The sequence below is a fragment of the Rhodococcus sp. D-46 genome, assembly GCF_011290655.1.
In the GTDB taxonomy this organism is placed as follows: Bacteria; Actinomycetota; Actinomycetes; order Mycobacteriales; family Mycobacteriaceae; genus Rhodococcus_F; species Rhodococcus_F qingshengii.
Genome location: NZ_JAANTF010000009.1, coordinates 357,661 through 376,996, shown reverse-complemented (window position 1 = coordinate 376,996; position 19,336 = coordinate 357,661). Strand labels below are relative to the sequence as shown.

Here is a 19,336-nt window from a genome sequence, read left to right as displayed (position 1 = left end):
AGTGCTTGCCCGACAGGTGGACTCGTATCTCGACCATCTAGCGGTCGAGCGAGGATCTGCGCGCAATACTCTACTTTCCTATCGCCGCGACCTGAATCGGTACGCGGAGTACCTGCACGGACGCGGCATCGACGACGTCGCGGGCGTGACGGAGAACGACGTCACCGAATTCGTGACACATCTGCGCCTGGGTGACAAAGATTCCGGCGTCGTACCATTGGCGGCCAGTTCGGCAGCACGCACCCTGATCGCGGTTCGCGGATTCCACAAGTTTTCCGCCGCCGAAGGTCTGTTCAGCGTCGACGTGGCCCGAACGGTCAAGCCGCCGACGCCCGGACGCAAGCTGCCCAAGGCCCTGCCTCTCGACGACGTGATCGCCCTGCTCGACGCTTCGGGTGGCGGTGCGGCCGGTGACGGGCCCCGCGACCTGCGGGATCGCGCTCTGCTCGAGCTCCTGTACTCGACCGGAGCGCGAATCACCGAGGCGATCGATCTGGACGTCGACGACATCGATACCGAAACTCGTTCCGTGCTGCTCAAGGGCAAGGGCGGCAAGCAGCGGATCGTCCCCGTCGGCAGGCCGGCGATCGCCGCCGTCGACGCGTATCTCGTCCGCGGGCGCCCCAGCCTGGCGACGCGCGGTGTTCCTGCCCTCTTTCTCAACGCTCGCGGTGGACGCCTCTCGCGTCAGAGTGCATGGCAGATTCTTCAGGACGCGGCCGCGTCCGCCGGGATCAAGGCGGACGTCTCACCCCATACGCTCAGGCACTCGTTTGCCACACACCTGCTCGACGGCGGCGCGGACGTACGCGTCGTGCAGGAACTTCTCGGTCACGCTTCGGTAACCACGACGCAGATCTACACACTGGTCACCGTCACCGCGTTGCGCGAAGTGTGGGCTCAGGCACACCCGCGTGCCCGTTAGGGGTTGGTTGGCTCATGCGTGTCTGCGAGACCATTCGGTGATGTAAGCGGTAGCGTTCAAGGAGCGCGAGCGGCCTCCACCGCAGTTTCGGGGGTTTGCCGGCGCCGAGAGCAACCGCCGAAAGAGTAGGGGAGCATCGGACCGTGTCGACATCGCAGCCACCAGCGGCGGAGTCCGCGCCGCCGCATGTCAATGCCCAACTCTTCGAGCGCGTGAACGAATCAGCACCAGCTGTACCCTCCGAACCAGAGGCGATGTTCGAAATAGATACGACGCCAGTAGCCTCTCCACCTGCGGAAACCCTCACCGTTTCCGCGGAAGAACTCGGTCCGACGGGCCGGCCGGTCCGCGAGGTACCCCAACCGACACCGTTGGCGCACCACGGACCCGCGATGATCATCGCGATGTGCAACCAGAAGGGCGGCGTCGGCAAGACGACGTCGACCATCAACCTGGGTGCGTCGTTGGCCGAATACGGTCGCCGAGTGCTCCTGGTGGATCTCGATCCCCAAGGCGCGTTGTCTGCTGGACTGGGCGTCCAGCATCACGACCTGGAACTGACCGTCCATAACCTTCTGGTCGAACCGCGTGTGTCCATCGACGATGTGTTGATGCGAACTCGGGTCGACGGCCTCGACCTGCTGCCCAGCAACATCGACCTTTCGGCCGCCGAGATCCAATTGGTCACCGAGGTCGGACGTGAGCAGACCTTGGGACGCGTGTTGCACCCTGTTCTCGATCGGTACGACTACGTGCTCATCGACTGCCAGCCGTCGCTTGGCCTGCTCACGGTGAATGCACTGGCCTGCGCCGATTCGGTCATCATTCCGATGGAATGCGAGTACTTCAGCCTGCGCGGCCTGGCACTCCTCAACGACACCGTCGAAAAGGTGCACGATCGTCTCAATCCCAAGCTCGAGTTGGCCGGTATCGTCGTCACGATGTTCGACGCCCGGACTCTGCACGCTCGTGAGGTGATGGCGCGAGTCGTCGAGGTGTTCGGCGACGTCGTCTACGACACGGTGATCAACCGCACCGTCCGATTCCCCGAAACCAGCGTCGCCGGTGAGCCGATCACGACGTGGGCGCCGAAATCGGCTGGGGCCGAGGCATATCGAGCATTGGCCCGCGAGGTCATTCACCGGTCTGGTCGTTAGTGGAACTGATTGCATCGCAAGAAGATTCGGTCGAAGTCGAGCCGGATTCGATCGACCCGAACGTGCCGACCGACGCTCAGACCGCAGCCAAGGCTGCCGGTTTCCGAGTCACTCTCCGGAACTTCGAAGGCCCGTTCGATCTGCTGTTGAACCTGATCAATCAACGACAGCTCGATGTCACCGAAGTCGCCCTGCACACCGTCACTGACGATTTCATCGCATACACCAAGGAACTTGGCAGTGCGATGGGCCTCGATCAGACAACAGAGTTTCTGGTCGTCGCAGCTACGCTTCTGGACCTGAAAGCGGCCAGGCTGTTGCCCGCCGGGCAGGTCGAGGACGCGGAGGATCTGGCGCTTCTCGAAGCCCGCGACCTTCTCTTCGCGCGACTGCTGCAGTACCGGGCGTACAAACAAGTTGCGGCGCTGTTCGGTGAGTTGGAGGAAGCAGCGCTGCGGCGCTATCCGCGCTCGGTTGCCGTCGAGGATCAGTTCACCGAACTCCTGCCCGAGGTGTTGTTGGGCGTCGACCCTCAGCGTTTTGCGGAGATCGCGGCGACTGTGTTCACACCACGTCCGGTGCCGACGGTGGGCCTCGATCACCTCCATGTGTCCAATATCTCGATACCCGAGCAGGCCGAGCGAATTCTCGAGTTGCTGCGCGAGCGAGGCATAGGGGAGTGGACACCCTTCGGGGACCTCGTTGCCGAGTGTGAGATCACCGTCGAGATAGTCGCAAGATTTCTCGCGTTGCTCGAGTTGTATCGCCGGCAGGTCATTGTGTTCGAGCAACCCGAAGCACTCGGACCGCTGATGGTGAGTTGGACCGGAGACGACCCGGCCGCGCCGGTCACAGAGGAGGACTACGGATGAACGCCGAGCCGACGGAACCAGAGTCTTCGCAGCTAGACGAGATGATCGAGCCTACCGAACACGCCTCGGAGTCCGAAGATTCCGCCCCCGATTTCGAACTCGACGACGATCAACTCGACGCAGTGCTGGAGTCGCTTCTGCTTGTCGTGGATTCGCCGGCCGAAGTGAACCAACTCGCATCTGTCACCGGAACCGCGCCGGAACGAGTCGAAGAACGCCTGACGTCGATGTCGGCCGCATTGACCGCTCGCGGCAGCGGAATGGACCTTCGCTACGCGGGCGACGGATGGCGTCTGTACACGCGACAAGAGTTTGCCCCGTACGTGGAAAAGCTGCTATTGGACGGCGCACGCACCAAATTGACCAGGGCGGCATTGGAAACTTTGGCCGTAGTCGCATACCGTCAACCGTTGACTCGTGCGCGGATCAGTGCGGTACGAGGCGTCAACGTGGACGGGGTGGTACGCACCCTCCTTGCCCGCGGACTGATCGCGGAAGCCGGGCCTGACCCGGACACCAACGCGACACGGTACTCCACGACCGAACTGTTCCTCGAACGGCTCGGCCTGGCCTCGCTCAGCGAGCTCCCGGAGTTGGCCCCGCTCTTGCCTGATGTCGATCTCATCGACGACATCAGCGAAAGCCTGGAATCCGATCCGCGATTTGCGAGAATGAACAAGGCAGACGTGCCCGCTGACGTAGTGGACACCGAAGTCGACGACTGACCGGAATTCCGGCGCTCGTCAGCACCGAGAAAGACCCGACCACGCTCGGGAAACAGTAGAAAACTGACAGGAAAAAAGTGAACAATCCCGCTCGCCGAGATGGCACACCGGACCGTAACAACTCCCGCGACAACCGCGGCGCACGCAGCGATGCCCCCCGTGGTGGTCGCAGCGACGCCCCCCGCGGCGCACGTAGCGAAGCGCCCCGTGGTGGACGCAGCAACACTTCCCGCAGTACCTCTGGATACGACCGCAACGCCGGATCCGACCGTCCCCGCATGGACGACCGTCGCGGTGGATTCAATGATGACCGTCGCCCGCCGCGCAGCGATGACCGTCGCCCGCCGCGCAGCGATGACCGTCGCCCGCCGCGCAGCGATGACCGTCGCCCGCCGCGCAGCGATGACCGTCGCCCCGCACGTATGGACGACCGCCGTGGCGGTTACAACGACGATCGGCGCGGACCCCGCAGCGACGACCGTCGTACTCCCCACGTCGACGCCCGTCGCGCACCGCGTGGCGGCGCTGACCGTCGTAGTGACGATCAGCGCGGCGCACGCCCCGACGCTCCTCGCGGCGGCGCATGGTCGAACGCACCTCGTGGGTCCAAGTTCGACGGACCTCCGCGCAAGCGCCCGGCAGCCCCGACACCGCCGGCGACCAACAAGCGTGGCAAGCCGAAGACCGAGAAGCCGCAGCGCGTCGTCTCTCAGAACCCGTTGGTCTCCAACGCCAAGCCGGCGCGTCATCAGCATGCCGAGATCACCAAGCACGACGGCCCGCCGAAGGGCGACGGCGTCCGCTTGCAGAAGGTGCTGGCTCAGGCCGGCGTCGCATCACGCCGTGCAGCTGAAGAACTGATCGATCAGGGTCGCGTCGAGGTCGACGGCCGCATCGTGGTCGAACAGGGTCTGCGTGTCGACCCCGAGAACGCAGTGGTTCGTGTCGACGGCGTCCGCGTCGTCGTGCAGAAGGACCTCGTCTACCTCGCGATGAACAAGCCGCGTGGCTGGCAGTGCACCATGTCCGACGATCTCGGTCGTCCGTGCGTCGGTGACATCGTCTCCGAGCGCGTTCAGTCGGGTCAGCGGCTCTTCCACGTCGGCCGTCTCGACGCCGACACCGAAGGCTTGCTTCTCTTCACCAACGACGGTGACTTGGCTCACCGCCTGATGCACCCGTCGTTCGAGGTTCCGAAGACGTACCTCGCCACGGTTCACGGCGTTGTCGAGCGCAGCACCGGCAAGCAGCTGCGTGACGGTGTCACTCTCGATGACGGTCCGGCCAAGGTGGACGCGTTCACCGTGCTCGAGATCAACGAGGGCAAGACGCTCGTCAAGCTCGTACTGCACGAGGGCCGTAAGCACATCGTGCGTCGCCTCCTCGATGCCGTCGGTCACCCCGTTGTCCGCCTGGTACGCACCAACGTCGGAGTTGTCGCTCTCGGCGATCAGCGTCCGGGAACGCAGCGCGTCCTCGGACGTAGCGAGGTCGGTGGACTGTACGAGGCGGTCGGCCTGTGACCGATTCGTCCATGCCGCTGGTAGTCGCTATGGACGGACCGTCCGGAACCGGCAAGTCCAGCGTCTCTCGCGCGTTGGCGCAGCGTTTGGGCGCTCGCTACCTCGACACCGGAGCCATCTACCGGATCGCGACCCTGCACGTGCTGCGTCAGGGAATCGATCTGGCGGATTCCGCCGCGATCACGGCCGCCGTTGCGGCGTTGCCATGGTCCATCGGTACCGATCCGAGCAGCGAGCAGGTGCATCTCGACGGCGCGGACGTCAGCGAGGAGATCCGCGGCGACGCGGTAACCAAGGCTGTCTCCGCGGTGTCGGCTGTACCCGAAGTTCGCGACCTGCTGGTCGCCACTCAGCGTGAGTTGGCGGCCGGTGCGGAGCGGATCGTCGTGGAAGGTCGCGACATCGGAACCGTCGTACTCCCCGATGCAGACGTCAAGATCTTCTTGACCGCATCGGCGGAAACCCGTGCGGCACGGCGCAATACGCAGAATATCGGCCAAGGCCGTGAAGACAATTATGAAGCGGTGCTGGCTGATGTGCAGCGCCGTGACCATCTCGATTCGACTCGGGCAGTGTCGCCGTTGCGCCCTGCCGAGGATTCCATTCTGGTGGATACGAGCGAATTGGGAATTGAAGATGTGATCGCCAAGTTGCTGTTGGTGGTCAGCGACAGAACTGGAGCAGTGCAGTGAGCGACGATCTGGTAACCGAATATGCCGGTGACGGAACTTGGTCCGAGGAATCGGAGTGGGATTACGCCGATCTCGAAGCGGACGGCGAAGGCGAAGCGCACATTGCCGTCCCGACCTTGGCTGTTGTCGGTCGACCGAACGTCGGCAAGTCGACACTCGTCAACCGCATCATCGGCCGTCGTGAAGCGGTAGTCGAGGACATCCCCGGCGTTACCCGTGACCGTGTCTCGTACGAGGCGAACTGGGCCGGACGACGCTTCCTCGTCCAGGACACCGGCGGATGGGAGCCCGACGCAAAGGGTCTTCAGCAGGCCGTTGCCCGGCAGGCCGAGTTGGCCATGGGAACGGCTGACGCCATTCTCCTGGTCGTCGACGCCGTTGTCGGCGCTACCGCGACGGACGAAGCTGTGGCTCGCGTGCTTCGCCGCTCGAAGACTCCGGTCATCCTCGTTGCCAACAAGGTGGACGACGGACGCACCGAGTCCGAGGTTGCAGCACTGTGGTCCTTGGGCCTCGGTCAGCCGTACTCCGTGAGTGCGACCCACGGCCGCGGCACCGGCGACCTGCTCGACGAGGTTCTCGAGAAGCTGCCGGAAACCCCGCGTGAAGGTATCCCCGGCGGCGGTCCGCGTCGTGTTGCTCTCGTCGGAAAGCCGAATGTCGGAAAGTCCAGCTTGCTCAACAAGCTGTCCGGTGACGAGCGGTCCGTCGTGCACAATGTTGCCGGCACCACCGTCGACCCCGTCGACTCCATCGTCGAACTCGGCGGGCGCCCTTGGCGTTTCGTCGACACGGCTGGTCTGCGCAAGCGTGTCAGCCATGCCAGCGGTGCCGAGTTCTATGCGTCGCTGCGTACGAAGAGCGCGATCGAGGCCGCTGAGGTCGCGATCCTGCTCATCGACGCACACGAGCCGATCACCGAGCAGGACCTGCGTGTTCTGAGCATGGTGGCCGACACGGGTCGTGCATTGGTGATCGCATTCAACAAGTGGGACCTCGTGGACGAGGACCGTCGACTCATGCTGGACAAGGAAGTGGACCGCGATCTGGTCCGCGTTCCGTGGGCTCAGCGAGTCAACATCTCCGCCCACACCGGTCGCGCCGTGGCGAAGCTCGTGCCGGCTCTCGACACGGCTCTCGAGTCCTGGGACAAGCGCATCCCCACGGGTCGCCTGAACACCTGGCTCAAGGAAGTTGTGGCAGCAACGCCGCCTCCGATGCGTGGTGGTCGCCTTCCTCGCATCATGTTCGCGACGCAGGCAAGCACACGCCCGCCGACATTCGTTCTCTTCACCACGGGCTTCCTCGAGGCCGGCTACCGCCGCTTCATCGAGCGGCGTCTGCGTGAAGAGTTCAACTTCGACGGCAGCCCGATCCGCGTATCCGTCCGAGTGCGCGAGAAGCGTGATCGTAAGGGCCGCTGATTCTGCGTCCAATTCGGTACTGAAACGGCTCTGACCAGCCGATTGGTACTTCGGCCCGTCCCTGATGTAATCTTTCCAAGCGCCCGAAACAAGGGCGTGGGACGGGCTGTGGCGCAGCTTGGTAGCGCACTTGACTGGGGGTCAAGTGGTCGCAGGTTCAAATCCTGTCAGCCCGACCGAAGTTAGATCAAAAAGGCAGTTTCTCAGAAATGAGAAACTGCCTTTTTGTTTGTGCCTTCAAAGTTTCGGCAACGGATCATGCGGGAAGTCCTGCGGTGACGTGATCTCCGCGTCGGCAGCGTTCACGACTGCAACATATTCTTCGTCGATCTCGTACGTTATGCCCGCCGCAGTGAAGTGCGGCGTGGACGCAGTATCGACCGGGCCGAGGACGGTCATTCTCGGAAACTGGGTGAGGATCGACCTCGGTACTTTTCTGGACCGAAAGCTCGTCGAGAAGACGGTGATCGCCTTTCGGCTCACCACGACAAACACACTCGGTTTCGCGCTCATCAGAACGTCTGCTGGAAACGCGTAGTGGATCTCGTCGTCTGGATGCAAGTGGGAGCGAAGGCGCGCACGGACACTCGCGGAAACCGGCATGCGCGGAAGGCTAGCTCAGGTTCGCTGACTGAGGCGAATATTGTGAACGGCAACGGTTACTCCGAAGAGCGCGATCAGAATGGCGGTAAAGATTGCTGCCAACCACCACGGCGCCGAACCTGCTGTATTCAGCCAGATGGTCAGTGCACCGAAAATTGTAGTCGGAATGCCGACAGCACGAGACAGGTCGACGTTCCTCGGATTGACCGGCGGTGTTCTCCACCAATGAAGGCGATGTCCTCGATTCTCACGCAGCATTCGCAGGATGGACCAGACAGTAAGCGGCAGACCAATCGCGAGGATGACCATCCCGCCAATGATCGCCAAAGTGCACCCGTCTCGGAAGTACGTCACGGCAGCGCCCACAACACCTGCAAAACCGATGGCCGTGAATACTTTCCACGCCGGGGTTATGGACTGGCCATGCGGTTGTGTTGCCATGCAAGCACCCTTCCACAAAACATAATCGAAAACTTCAACCCTGTTGCGGCCGTCGATTGTGCATCATGGTGACAATCAAACTCGGTAGGCCGTTAACTACTCCGAGTACAGCGACTGCGATACCCGCACTCAAGAGAGGTGCTGTCTCCCAATAGTTGTCGACGATGGCAGATGCTCCGATCAAGCTCGATACCCAGCCCGTGAGTTGAGCACGTCGGACATGTTGTGCCGCTCGCGAGGAGGTCGGTCCTACCGAGAGAGGTAATCTCCGCCCGTAGTCGCCGTGAGTTGCGAGGCGAGCGCCATAGATATGGGCACCAGTGGCAAGCGCCAGTGCTCCCCATGCGATCAACATAGTTTGATCCATTCTTTGATTAGCGTTGACGGTATCGACCTTCCACGCAGTTCGAGTCGTAATTGCTTTCTTCTCCGGAGCGCAATTTCGCCTACTGGCATGATCTCTTCGTATGATTGGGATTCGGATCGCGTGGGTTGTATTGGCGGTCGCCACCGGGATTCTGGGATCCGCGACGGCACAGTGGCCGCTGTACGAGATCACCGATTGCGAAATAGGCCTCGGCCCGCTCAGTTCTGCCGATTGTTACCGCTCGATTCACGACTATTTCGGGCGGGAGCTCTTCTTGGTGCTGGCGTTTCCGGTGGCTCTGTGCGTTATTCCAGCCGTGATCCCACGACCATTAGTTTCCTGGATCGTCTCGGCGACAATGCTTTGCGCTGCAGTACTGGGTTTCTTTACCGCTTTCAGCTCTGATATGCCTTCTCTGCTGTCGATGGTGGGGAGCCTCCCTGCTGCAGTGCTGGCATTGGTACTTGCTGCGGTGCATCAGGGGATCGCATTGCGCAACAAGGGCGCCATTGCGCGTGCGCGCAATGGGGTTCGCGATACGCAGCCGAGTGAGTGATCAGTCGGGGCTGAAGAACAGTTCCATCGAGATCCAGAACCACGCCACCATTGCCGCGACCGGCAGGAACGCGAGCACCAATGGCAATGCAAATTGCCGGCCGGTACGACTGGGAATAGTCATAAGTCCGAGCAAGACGAACACGGCGGCAGGCGCCGCCCAACTTATCCAGTAGGTGAGCGGTGGCGGGTTGGGCCCGAACGACGTGAACGAACGGTTCGGATACAGCTGCGGCTGCGGGACATCTGCGAAATGTTGCCACAGGAGTACCAACGGCAGATAGCCGAACAGCCAGAGCAGAAGGCCGACGACGAGTCCCGCGAAGATTCGCTCGCCCCTCATCTCGATGCGCCCGTCGGAATCAATCGTTCCACCGCCTATGCCACTTCTGGAAAGTCACGAGCCTGCATCCGTAGAGCCCACGCCCGGGCCGCAACGAACGTCACGGCCAATACGAGCACCACCAGCAGTACGACCGCGATCCAGGTGGGAGTGGTGGTGGAAAAGCCCAGCCTCCACGCAGTACCGACACCTACAGTCGTCGCCGCCAACGCCCCGACCGGAAGCATCGCCGCCACCGCTCGCGTCGTGCGAACAGTAAGTCGATCCCCGGCAGCGCGGAGGACTCCGAACACGGCGGCGACCGAAATGCCATACGCCAGGAGACCGCTGACGGCATAGACCAGGAGCGGGGACCATCCGATATCAACCGACCCGGTGAATGCCATGCCGATCAAGACCAACAGGGGCGTCAACCCAAGCGTGACGCCTGCGAGGCCTGCTACCACAGTTGGAACCATTCGATTGTCCTGGCCTCCGGAGATTCGCACGCCCGCGAGGCGGAGCACGAACCCGGTCAGCGCGCCCAGAAGGGCGCCGATCACCGCAGCCTCGATGGGCCAGGTCCATTGCGATTCACCCGCGAAGCCCGAGATTGTGGTGCCACCCGAAAAGAGGGTGATCGTGGCGGACGCCTGTGCCGATCCCTGTGTCAGCGCCGCCGTGACGATGGCAACGGTCGCACCGAACAAAGCAAACCCGAGTGCCTGTTTCCACATCTAGCCATCTTGACCCATCCCGCGGGAGAATTCGGCACAACGGCAGTCTCATCCGGATGCCTTCTCACTGTGCAGATTGGGGCGCAGCCGACTTCGGCGATAATTGTGTGAAGGGGCTGGTGGTGACACCCTCGTCGTATCACCACCAGCCACGTTCGACACTCACGACCTGCTGTCACGCACGCAATCGGCGACGTGCTGCCAGTGCTGCCGGAAATCCGAGATCTGCATCGATCACTTCACCGGAGAGACGTTCCGAGATTTCGATCAGTCGACTGCATCCGGTCTCTCCGATCGCCTCGTACGGGTACGACCCCAGCACATCGGTCTGATGCTCAACCCGCTTTCGGCGATCGCGACCCACCTCGTTCAGGTGAAGCTCGGGGCCGTCTTCGAGCCATCCACGCGCCCGCACACTTTCGACGCCTTCCGCCCACTGATCGTTGTCCCATGCCCGGCTCATTTGCAGAGCAGCAGCAGGAACATCACCGGTTGCGGCGTGGACTACCAACGCTTCGACACCGTTGAGTCCCTCGGCGTGAAGAAGTGCGACATGAGAATCTCCGCGAAACTCCCGGAGCAAGGATTGGGCATGCCACAACACGAGATGAGGCTCCTCAGGCCACGGCAATGATGCGTGCCCACCGAACAGGGGTCGCCCTTGTGGTCTGTTGCAGGCGCGTTCCGCGGCTCGACGTGCGAGTTCGGCAGCTTCGCGAACTTCGGTGCCGTCGACATGTTCTCCCCAGGCCTTGCGCAGCGAACGGTCGACAGCGTCGAGTCGAGCGGTGAGGATCTGTTCGGGGGTGGCGATTGTCCAGGCTTCCGGCAGCACCGCGTGTACCAGTTCGGGGTTGAAGTTGAAGAACGTAGCGATGGTGACTTCAGCCGCTACTGCGCCCATGGGCGCAGACCGCGAAGCGAAGTAGCCCATTCGAGGGTGTGTAAAGCCCAGTGCGGCATATGCTTCCGCGCCGAAAGGGGTGAAGTAGATCATGCCGTGTATTGGTTCGGCTCCACGGAAGACGCGGCGCGCGGTTTCTGGTGCGATCGAGGTCATCGATAGTCCTTCATGCTGGTGGTGTGGTCTTCGAACAGTCGAGTCGGATGGTTGTTCTACGCCGGCTATCTCCCTCTGACATACATGCGGTCCCGGACGGCATCACCCACTCGGTAGACGGCCAGGACGACCAATGAAATCAGAATGCCGGAGGGGAGAATCTGTTGTGGTGCACTCAAGATGTGCAGGTACGCATCGGATAAGTCACCGCCCCAACTCGGAGTGGGGGGCTGTATTCCCAACCCCAGGAATGAGAGTGCCGCCTGCGCGAGAAAGGTCAGGCCGGTGAGCACGGTCACCTGAACGACAACCGGCCCGATTGCGTGCGGAAGAAGATGACGCAGCAGCACTACGTGCGGCGGGCATCCTGAGAGTCGCGCGCTCAGAACGAAGTCTCGGTTCCTCGTTTCGCTGACCCCGGCAGCCAGAATTCTTGCAATTGTGGGTGCATAGACGACTCCGAGCGCTGACATCGACGTGATCAGGCTCGGCCCCAGAACACCGGTAATAGCCACTGCGAGAACCAAACCTGGGAATGCCAGCAATGCGTCCGCCACCCGGAGGAGTGACGCGCCGATCCAGCGTGGCCAATATCCGGCGATCAACCCCCACGGAATTCCCAACAGCAGACTGACGGCGACAGCGATCGCGACGCCGAAGAAGGCGGAGCGTCCTCCCCAGATCAATCGACTGAGCACGTCACGACCGAAGCCGTCAGTGCCAAGCAGGTGCTGTGCACTCGGACCGGCGAACGTGTTGGTCAGGTTCTGATCGGTCGGACTGTGTGGAGCCACGAACGAGGCCAAGACGGACGCCGCTATCAGCGTGCCGAGAAAGCAGTAGCTGAGCCATAATCCGGGGTGCAGTCGAGGGAGAGCCCACTTGGAGCGGGTCTCGCCTGCGGTGGTCAACGCGAGTTGGCTCACGAGATCGTTCCCTTCCTCAATTGTGGGCTGATCATGTTGTTGACGACGTCGACCAGGATGTTCACGAGAAGCACGATCACGACGAACAGCAACACAATGCCTTGAAGCATCGGATAATCTCGCGTGTCGATCGCAATGACGAGAGCGCTCCCGAGGCCCGGCAGCACGAAGATCTGCTCGAGAATGACCGTCGCACCCAGCATCGCCACGGCGAGCAATCCATAGACAGTGACAATCGTGGGAACGATGTTTCGTAGCGCGTAGCGCCACACGATCTTCCGCTCGTCGATACCCATCGCACGCGCAGTTCGTACGTAGTCACTTGACAGTGTCTCGATCATCGCAGCCCTGGTCTGCCGAACCGCAATCGATGCTGCGCCGGCAGCGAGCGCCGTTGCTGGTAGGACCAAATGGCTCAGGTTGTCGATCACACTGTTCTCGAGAGGAACCCAGCCGAGCACCGGTAGAACTCCCAAACCGAGGGCGAAGACATCGACCAGCACGATAGCGAGGAAGAAGTCCGGTACCGCGAGTCCGATCCCCGAAACCGTGCGGGTCAGACCATCGCTGCGTCGTCCCTGCCGCGTCGCGGTCCACACACCGAGCGGTATAGCGACGACGGCGGACAGTAACAGTGCGAGTACAACGAGCTCGGCGCTCGCCGGCAGGCGCGCAAGGATCTGTGGGCCGACGGGGGCGCTGTTCTGTAGCGACGTTCCCAGATCTCCGTGCAGAGCCGACACCACCCAGTTCCAGTACTGGACCAGCAGAGGTTGATTCAATCCGAGGCGCTCGTTGAGTGCGGCGATCGATTCATCGCTGCCGTTCGGACCGAGAAGGGCCTCGGCTGGTCCACCGGGGATTATCCGGATAAGGGCAAAGGTTATGAAACTAGCGATGATCGCGGTAGGAATTATCTGTGCGAACCGGACGCCGATCATCCGTATGTAAGGATTCACCGGCGATCGGTGAGGGTTTCGGGTCGGAACGCTCTCAGGCTCGGGGGCCAACGAATTCTCTTGCGATACAACGGTCGTCGTCATGACTTCGAGAGGTACGTCAGATTGGGGGAGCCGTTCAGTGCAGGAACGGCCCCGTGGACGTTCTTGGTGTAGGCGACCACGTCGGGAGTGAAGTACAACGGTACGTACTCAGCGGACTTGATCACGACTTGATTGATCTGTTTGACGATGTCGAGCTGAGCGGTTTCGTCATACGTGTTGTTCAACAGTGCGATCAACTTCTCCAAATCCTCGTTGGGGACGGAATTCTGCCGGAAGTACGACCGCGAACCCAGCGAGGCTTCGAAATTGAGCGGTGCGGATGCTCGCGTGGGCCATCCCACGCTGAAGACGTCCGCGCTGTTGTGTGCGACGAACTCCGTAATCGCCTGAGGTCCAGTCATTTCGACGAAGTCGACCTTGATGCCGACCTTCTCCCATTGTTCTCCGACAAGGACCGCGTTGGTCGAGTACGGCGGTAGATTGCCTGCTAATCCGCGCACGGTGACCCCGTTCGGATACCCAGCCTCCGCTAGCAGCGATTTGGCCTTCTCCGGGTCGTACGGCCATGCATCTTCGGTTTCCTCGTCGTAGAACTGCGAACCGGGAGGATATTGACCGAACGCCGCAGTTCCTTCCGTGCTGTCCAGTGCGGCTCGCGCAATTGCCTTGCGGTCGAGCGCGTATTGCATCGCCAGACGAACGCGGACATCGTTGACCACGGGGTTCTTGTTGTTGATCACGACGAGCGCAACTCCGAGTCTCGGATCGTGACTGACGTTCAGGTTGGGGTTGCGTTCGAGGATCGGAGCACTCGACGGTGTGAGCCCGTATGCAAAATCCGCAGCGTTCGATGTCAGGGCATTTGTCAGCGCTGTGGGATTGGAGATCACCTGGATCTGGATCTTGGCGAGCTGAGGGCTGGGTGGACCCGCCGGTTTGTAGTCGTCGAATCGACTGAATGTGTATGAACTGTTCGGGACTGCGCTGGTGAATGTGTACGGCCCTGCGCCTACAGGCTTGTTGGCGAAGTCTGCCCCTGCTGCTGCCAGCGCAGTGGGGGAGACCACCATTCCCAATCTGCCGTTGAGCCACCCTGGTAAGCCGGAGGTAGGTGAACTCAACGAGATCGTGATGTGATCTGGGGACGTTGCTTCGATGCTCTTGATCGTCGGGACGGAAACGATTCCGAGACTCAAGCAGTGTTCCATGCTTGCCTTGACTGCTGCTGCATCGAGAGTTGTACCGTCGTGAAAGGTCAAGCCGTTCTGCAACGTCATCTCGAACGTCAGGTTGTCCGGTCCGGAGAAGCCCCACTCGCTGGCGATTCCGGGCCGCAACTTCTGGGTGGCAGGTTCCGCATCGATCAGTGGTGCATACATCAACTGTAAGTAGTCGATGTCGTATCCGATGTTTCCCGCACACGGGTCGAGCGAGGCGGGCACGTGCGATGTCGCGACCTTGAGTTCGGCGTTCGGATCGGCAGGTCCGGTATCGCCGGCGGTACCGGTGGCGCTGCTCGAACAGCCGCTGAGCACGAGAGCAGAAAGTGCAAACGCAGCTACCAGCACACGTGGGCCACTTTTCCCATGATTCTGGAAGCGTGTGATCGGATATCGGGATCGCAAAGACAGACGCGGATTCATATGGTGGACTTTCGCTTTGGTCTTCTCGGAAGGGGGAGACTGACGCGGCACGCATTTACTGCGGCGGGTTGGAGATTCCGATCGATGTGGCCGGGGACGATAGATGGCAGGCGGAGCTGTGTGCGGAATTCGAGGCCGCGCGAAGTGACGGCGCTTCCGACGCACAGCGATCCATCGCAAACGGGCAGCGGGTGCGGAATCGACAGCCCGAGGGTGGATTCCGTGGGTCGGGTAACTCGCCCCGCACCAATGCTTTCCGACGACTGCGCCGCTCGAGTTCGATGTGCGGGGCCGCGGCGAGAAGCGCCTGCGTGTAGGGGTGCGATGGAGTCCTCAGGACCGTGGCAGCCGGTCCGATCTCGACGATTCGGCCGAGGTACATCACCGCGACGCGATCGGCGATCCGTGCCACCGAACCCAAATCGTGCGAAATGAAGATGTACGTGAGGTCATGTTCTTCTCGGAGATCGGCAAGAAGTTGCAACACCTCTTCCTGAAGCGAAACATCCAGGGAGGCAACAGGTTCGTCGCAGAGAATCAGTGGCGCCTTGGAGGCAAGTGCACGAGCGATGGTCACGCGTTGGCGTTGGCCACCGGAGAGCTGGGTCGGGAGGCGGTCGGCAAGCTCAGCGCCGAGACCGACCCGACGCAACAGCTCGACGGCTTTCGGCCGCAAGGACTGTGGAATGCGCAGACGCCCTGGCGCCATCGGCTCGGCTACGCAAGCCCATGAGGCCATCCGATTGTTCAAGGCCGACGTAGGGTTTTGAAAAATGAGATGGGAAGATCCACCCTTGCCGAACGCCGGGTCGTCGAGATTCATAGTGATGGAGCCTGCGGCCGTAGCCACCAGACCCGCGAGAGCGTGAGCCGTCGAGGATTTTCCCGATCCTGATTCACCGATTATCGCAAGGGTTTCGCCCCTCTGTACGGAGAAGCTGACGTCGTCGACCGCGCGAAGAGCTTTGCGTCCGCGTCCGTACTCGACTGCCAGATTCCGAACGTTGACGATGACGTCGGTGTTGCTCATCAGCTCACCAGTCCGAGCAACTCGAGTTCGTCGCTGCGGTGACATCTTGTTGCCGATTCCGGTGATCCGATCAGAAGTGGATGATCGGATATGCAGAGCTCCTCGGAGTAGTTGCACCGGGCGACGTATCGGCAACCCACGCCGTCAGCAGGGGCTTTGCTGGTGAAATCGCCTCGCGCCTTGGGTGATTGGGAGGAGACTTCTTCGAATGTCGAGCGTGCCGCCTCGAGAAGGCTGAACGTGTAGGGATGCGCGGGCCGCCGAAGCAGCACGTCTCGTGGCGCGACGTCGACGATCTCGCCGCGAAACATGGTGATGACTCGATCCGCGACCTCGGCGACAACCGCGAGGTCGTGACTGATCAACAACACGGCAAGATCGCGCTGTTCGGCCAGTTCTCGAAGGAGATCGACAATCTGAGCTTGGATGGTGACGTCGAGCGCTGTTGTCGGTTCGTCCGCGATCAGCAACTTCGGACCGCATGCCAGGGCCATCGCGATCATCACCCGCTGACACATCCCGCCGGAAAGCTCGTACCCGTACGACTTCAAGGTTCTGCTCGGGTCGGCCAGTCCGACCTGGTGGAGAAGATCTGTAGCCACGTCCTCCGCATCGACTTTCGTGATGTCGCGGTGGGCCTTCAACACATCGACGATCTGGCGACCGATGCTGACGGAGGGGTTGAGAGCCGAACTCGGGTCCTGGAAGACCATACTGACGTCGCGACCGCGTATTTTCCTCAACTTGGCGGCGGGCAGACCCACAAGTTCCTGTCCTTCCAAACGGATGCTTCCGCTGGTTGTTGCCGTACGGGGCAAGAGACCGAGCAGAGCGAGTCCGGTCAGTGTCTTTCCGCTCCCGCTCTCTCCTACGAGGCCGGTGATTTCGCCCGACCCCAACTCGAAGCTCACTCGGTCGAGGAGTCTGTTCGAAATCGATTCTGTCCCAATGTCAACCGTGAGGTCTCGTACTTGCAGAAGTGGGCTCATCGTCGGGTCGTCCACGTGTGATCGTTCATCGCATTCCTCCGTAAACAACTGAATTGTTGTGACTGGAATCACGTACCGGGGAACAATAAACACTCACCTGCAACAAAGTCAATGAATGTTGCAACGATTGCCGTCGATGGCGCCGTCTGATCGCCTCCGGCTACCGACCAGCACGTCGTCAGCGATACATTCACTCCATGGCCGAGACACGTGACATCCGCGCGGAAGCGTTGAGTGCCGCCCGACGACAGTTCGCAGCCGGAAAACCGCTCGATGTGAACGCTTTGGCCACCGAGTTGGGGGTGGATCGGACCACCTTGTTCCGGCGTGCAGGGAATCGCGACACAATTACCGGTGACGTGCTCGATTCGCTGGCGCGCCGAACGTGGCGAATGGGCCTCGAGGAGTGCGGTGGAAGCGGAGCGTCAAGGGTTGTCGACGTCCTCACTTACCATGCACGGGCGACAATCGAGACCGAATTCTTCCGGACGTATTTGACTCGGGAACCGCAAAAGGCGTTGTGCATACTCACAACTGGACTGGGGCCGATTCAGGGCACGATGGTCGAATCCGTGCGAAGGCTGATCGAAGCTGAAATACCGGAGCAGATTCGGCCAGACCTGCCCGTCGAGGACATGGCATATCTGCTGGTTCGCGTGGGTGAGTCGTTCATCTACAACGATTTGCTCACTGGTGGCACTCCGGATACGGAGAAGGCTCGCTTGGCGTTCCGGCTCATCCTCTCGCGTGACTAGTGTGCCGAGTTTCCGTTTTCTCAGTTTTCGTGAAAGCGCTTCGAATGCAAGCTATTTCATAGCTACGCCTGGTTGTATGACCCAATCAGGCTGGTGGGATCGGCACAAAGTTCCGCATCTCGTCCCGTCCGGGCCGGATGACGCCTGCGGCGGATTCGGGAACCTCGTTCCAGGCGCCAGGAAGGTCGCGCAGAGGCTCGGAGACGACGATTCGGGTCTCCTCGCTCAGATGGTGCAGGGCTTCCACCTCTGGATGGAGCTTGCGCAGCGTGGAAATCTCGGTGGAGAAGAACAACGACCTCGACTGGTGCTCGCTGGAATAGCGAAAGATCCAGGTGGAGATGCCATCCGACGTGGCGACGGTCATCTGAACCGGATTGTCGATTCCCTGCGAGTGAGCCGTGTGCTCGACGAATCCGACGGCCCTCGCGACACCTTCGAACGGATCGTTGGTCAGGCCGAACGTCAGCGCGAGGAAGAACAGAGTTTCCGAGTCCGTCGATCCTTCGAGATCCGGAAAGAGCGACGGATCAATGGCAGTCACCAATTCCCGTTTCATATCGTGGAATCCGTGTAGTGAACCGTTGTGCATCCACAACCACTGCCGGTGCCGGAACGGGTGGCAGTTGCTGCGCTGCACTGCAGTTCCCGTCGAGGCGCGGATGTGGGCGAACAGCAGAGGGGTACGCAATTGGGAGGTGACCTCGCGCAGGTTCGAGTCGTTCCACGCGGGTTCGATGCTCTTGAACACTGCCGGTTGTGGGCCTTCCCCGTACCAGCCGATTCCGAAGCCGTCGCCATTTGTCGTCGTCGCCCCGAGTTGAGAATGCAGGCTCTGGTCGATCAGCGAGTGCTGTGGTCGGAACAGCAGGTCATGGGCGAGTATCGGTTCTCCCGAATACGCCATCCACCTACACATACTTTCAACTCAAGCTGATCGAGTCGGCGTTGACGATGCGTGCGCCGTGGCGTTCGTCGTCTGGGTGGGCTTCCATGTCGACACCGCCCAGATCACGACGATGTTCAGCGCGATGATGAGAGTCGACCACCAGGGGTAGTACGGCAGCCACAAGAAGTTCGCGATGATCGAGATCGCGCAGATCACGACGGCCGACACCCGTGCCCAGGCCGCTCCGGTGAACAGTGCGAGCCCGACGAGTGCGACGAGCGCGCCCAACACGAGATGGATCCAACCCCACGTCGTCAGGTCGAACTGATAGACGTAGTCGATCCCGACTACGAACACTTCGTTTTCGGCGACGGCAGCGAGTCCTTGGAAGAACTGCACGATGCCGACCGTCACCAAGATGACGGCTGCCCCGATCGATGTTCCTACCGCGAAACCCTGCTTGACTGATGTTGTATCCGACATGACGGTTTCCCTTGATTCGGTGGGGGGCGACCGGACACGTGCCCGGCACGCTCGTTGTAGTGATCGTTGTTCCACCGGCTGACCGCTATGAAACGGAAATACCTGTCCAATGCGGTGAGAAATCAGTGCGATCTGCTCCGATGTGCGGGCGAAATGTAACTTCTGACCCCAGTTGATCCGATGTACCCCTTGCCGGAACGCGTGTGCGGAGAAA

General features: G+C 61.3%; 21 protein-coding genes and 1 tRNA gene. 10 read left to right on the top strand and 12 right to left on the bottom strand.

All coding sequences use genetic code 11. The features are described 5' to 3' along the window. The first annotated feature begins 1 nt into the window (after position 1). The 8 genes from xerD (at position 2) to G9U53_RS24555 (ending at position 7,494) form a co-directional block, all read left to right on the top strand. Positions 2 to 925: a site-specific tyrosine recombinase XerD gene (xerD, locus tag G9U53_RS24590; RefSeq protein ID WP_165639303.1), complete on the top strand. Its 924-nt coding sequence runs from the start codon at positions 2 to 4 to the stop codon at positions 923 to 925. Between the two features lie 143 nt (positions 926 to 1,068). Beyond that, positions 1,069 to 2,082 (top strand): ParA family protein, encoded by a 1,014-nt coding sequence (locus tag G9U53_RS24585; protein ID WP_003946138.1) that lies wholly within the window; start codon positions 1,069 to 1,071, stop codon positions 2,080 to 2,082. Positions 2,083 to 2,132: 50 nt separating this feature from the next. After that, positions 2,133 to 2,954: a segregation/condensation protein A gene (locus G9U53_RS24580; RefSeq protein WP_046379919.1), complete on the top strand. Its 822-nt coding sequence runs from the start codon at positions 2,133 to 2,135 to the stop codon at positions 2,952 to 2,954. Positions 2,955 to 2,995: 41 nt separating this feature from the next. Beyond that, a complete protein-coding gene (scpB, locus tag G9U53_RS24575) occupies positions 2,996 to 3,679 on the top strand; it encodes an SMC-Scp complex subunit ScpB (protein ID WP_037127047.1) in 684 nt (227 codons plus the stop codon). 77 nt (positions 3,680 to 3,756) lie between these two features. Continuing rightward, a complete protein-coding gene (locus G9U53_RS24570) occupies positions 3,757 to 5,202 on the top strand; it encodes a pseudouridine synthase (protein WP_165639302.1) in 1,446 nt (481 codons plus the stop codon). Positions 5,203 to 5,213: 11 nt separating this feature from the next. Next, positions 5,214 to 5,894, top strand: a complete 681-nt coding sequence (gene cmk, locus G9U53_RS24565) for a (d)CMP kinase (RefSeq protein WP_172827088.1) — start codon at positions 5,214 to 5,216, stop codon at positions 5,892 to 5,894. Continuing rightward, positions 5,891 to 7,318: a ribosome biogenesis GTPase Der gene (der, locus tag G9U53_RS24560; protein ID WP_003946199.1), complete on the top strand. Its 1,428-nt coding sequence runs from the start codon at positions 5,891 to 5,893 to the stop codon at positions 7,316 to 7,318. Before cmk ends, der begins: the two co-directional genes overlap by 4 nt. Positions 7,319 to 7,420: 102 nt before the next feature. Then, positions 7,421 to 7,494 (top strand) — tRNA-Pro (locus tag G9U53_RS24555). A 61-nt stretch (positions 7,495 to 7,555) separates the two neighbouring features. On the opposite strand, the gene G9U53_RS24550 is transcribed toward G9U53_RS24555, so the two are convergent. Further along, on the bottom strand, positions 7,556 to 7,921 hold the full coding sequence (locus tag G9U53_RS24550) for a hypothetical protein (protein WP_058038830.1): 366 nt from the start codon (positions 7,919 to 7,921) through the stop codon (positions 7,556 to 7,558). 15 nt (positions 7,922 to 7,936) lie between these two features. Continuing rightward, a complete protein-coding gene (locus G9U53_RS24545; RefSeq protein WP_054828053.1) occupies positions 7,937 to 8,362 on the bottom strand; it encodes a hypothetical protein in 426 nt (141 codons plus the stop codon). A 467-nt stretch (positions 8,363 to 8,829) separates the two neighbouring features. Between G9U53_RS24545 and G9U53_RS24540 the strand changes: the two genes are divergently transcribed. After that, positions 8,830 to 9,285 (top strand): hypothetical protein, encoded by a 456-nt coding sequence (locus G9U53_RS24540; protein ID WP_165639301.1) that lies wholly within the window; start codon positions 8,830 to 8,832, stop codon positions 9,283 to 9,285. Here the strand turns inward: G9U53_RS24540 and G9U53_RS24535 are convergent, their stop codons facing one another. The 8 genes from G9U53_RS24535 to G9U53_RS24500 form a co-directional block, all read right to left on the bottom strand. After that, positions 9,286 to 9,627 (bottom strand): hypothetical protein, encoded by a 342-nt coding sequence (locus G9U53_RS24535; RefSeq protein WP_030537504.1) that lies wholly within the window; start codon positions 9,625 to 9,627, stop codon positions 9,286 to 9,288. Between the two features lie 35 nt (positions 9,628 to 9,662). Then, a complete protein-coding gene (locus tag G9U53_RS24530) occupies positions 9,663 to 10,343 on the bottom strand; it encodes a hypothetical protein (protein ID WP_030537505.1) in 681 nt (226 codons plus the stop codon). A gap of 175 nt (positions 10,344 to 10,518) precedes the next feature. Then, positions 10,519 to 11,403 carry a hypothetical protein gene (locus G9U53_RS24525; protein ID WP_030537506.1) on the bottom strand — a complete coding sequence of 295 codons (885 nt, stop codon included), beginning with the start codon at positions 11,401 to 11,403 and terminating at the stop codon, positions 10,519 to 10,521. Between the two features lie 65 nt (positions 11,404 to 11,468). Beyond that, positions 11,469 to 12,329, bottom strand: a complete 861-nt coding sequence (locus G9U53_RS34240) for an ABC transporter permease (RefSeq protein ID WP_020969703.1) — start codon at positions 12,327 to 12,329, stop codon at positions 11,469 to 11,471. Continuing rightward, a complete protein-coding gene (locus tag G9U53_RS24515) occupies positions 12,326 to 13,288 on the bottom strand; it encodes an ABC transporter permease (protein WP_158171306.1) in 963 nt (320 codons plus the stop codon). The genes G9U53_RS34240 and G9U53_RS24515 overlap by 4 nt, the downstream gene beginning before the upstream one ends. Positions 13,289 to 13,368: 80 nt before the next feature. Continuing rightward, entirely contained in the window at positions 13,369 to 14,901 is a 1,533-nt protein-coding gene (locus tag G9U53_RS24510; RefSeq protein WP_058038827.1) for an ABC transporter substrate-binding protein, read from the bottom strand. 130 nt (positions 14,902 to 15,031) lie between these two features. Next, positions 15,032 to 16,006: an ABC transporter ATP-binding protein gene (locus G9U53_RS24505; protein ID WP_165639300.1), complete on the bottom strand. Its 975-nt coding sequence runs from the start codon at positions 16,004 to 16,006 to the stop codon at positions 15,032 to 15,034. Then, complete coding sequence (locus G9U53_RS24500; protein WP_253741446.1) at positions 16,006 to 16,917, bottom strand: ABC transporter ATP-binding protein; 912 nt, start codon at positions 16,915 to 16,917, stop codon at positions 16,006 to 16,008. Before G9U53_RS24500 ends, G9U53_RS24505 begins: the two co-directional genes overlap by 1 nt. A 275-nt stretch (positions 16,918 to 17,192) precedes the next feature. Here G9U53_RS24500 and G9U53_RS24495 point away from each other — a divergent pair, with 275 nt between their 5' ends. Then, positions 17,193 to 17,750, top strand: a complete 558-nt coding sequence (locus G9U53_RS24495; RefSeq protein WP_021333511.1) for a QsdR family transcriptional regulator — start codon at positions 17,193 to 17,195, stop codon at positions 17,748 to 17,750. Between the two features lie 85 nt (positions 17,751 to 17,835). Here the strand turns inward: G9U53_RS24495 and G9U53_RS24490 are convergent, their stop codons facing one another. Next, positions 17,836 to 18,657, bottom strand: a complete 822-nt coding sequence (locus tag G9U53_RS24490) for a class II glutamine amidotransferase (protein WP_165639299.1) — start codon at positions 18,655 to 18,657, stop codon at positions 17,836 to 17,838. A 21-nt stretch (positions 18,658 to 18,678) separates the two neighbouring features. After that, positions 18,679 to 19,122, bottom strand: coding sequence for a hypothetical protein (locus G9U53_RS24485; RefSeq protein ID WP_165639298.1), 444 nt, complete (start codon positions 19,120 to 19,122; stop codon positions 18,679 to 18,681). Positions 19,123 to 19,336: the final 214 nt, after the last annotated feature.

Excerpts from the sequence above, each read along its gene's own strand:
- cmk (WP_172827088.1), top strand. The coding sequence starts at position 5,214 with ATGCCGCTGGTAGTCGCTATGGACGGACCGTCCGGAACCGGCAAGTCC.
- G9U53_RS24550 (WP_058038830.1), bottom strand. The coding sequence starts at position 7,921 with ATGCCGGTTTCCGCGAGTGTCCGTGCGCGCCTTCGCTCCCACTTGCAT.
- G9U53_RS24495 (WP_021333511.1), top strand. The coding sequence starts at position 17,193 with ATGGCCGAGACACGTGACATCCGCGCGGAAGCGTTGAGTGCCGCCCGA.
- G9U53_RS24530 (WP_030537505.1), bottom strand. The coding sequence starts at position 10,343 with ATGTGGAAACAGGCACTCGGGTTTGCTTTGTTCGGTGCGACCGTTGCC.
- G9U53_RS24545 (WP_054828053.1), bottom strand. The coding sequence starts at position 8,362 with ATGGCAACACAACCGCATGGCCAGTCCATAACCCCGGCGTGGAAAGTA.
- G9U53_RS24505 (WP_165639300.1), bottom strand. The coding sequence starts at position 16,006 with ATGAGCAACACCGACGTCATCGTCAACGTTCGGAATCTGGCAGTCGAG.
- G9U53_RS24535 (WP_030537504.1), bottom strand. The coding sequence starts at position 9,627 with ATGAGGGGCGAGCGAATCTTCGCGGGACTCGTCGTCGGCCTTCTGCTC.
- G9U53_RS24525 (WP_030537506.1), bottom strand. The coding sequence starts at position 11,403 with ATGACCTCGATCGCACCAGAAACCGCGCGCCGCGTCTTCCGTGGAGCC.
- G9U53_RS24485 (WP_165639298.1), bottom strand. The coding sequence starts at position 19,122 with ATGTCGGATACAACATCAGTCAAGCAGGGTTTCGCGGTAGGAACATCG.
- scpB (WP_037127047.1), top strand. The coding sequence starts at position 2,996 with ATGATCGAGCCTACCGAACACGCCTCGGAGTCCGAAGATTCCGCCCCC.
- G9U53_RS24540 (WP_165639301.1), top strand. The coding sequence starts at position 8,830 with ATGATTGGGATTCGGATCGCGTGGGTTGTATTGGCGGTCGCCACCGGG.
- G9U53_RS24490 (WP_165639299.1), bottom strand. The coding sequence starts at position 18,657 with ATGGCGTATTCGGGAGAACCGATACTCGCCCATGACCTGCTGTTCCGA.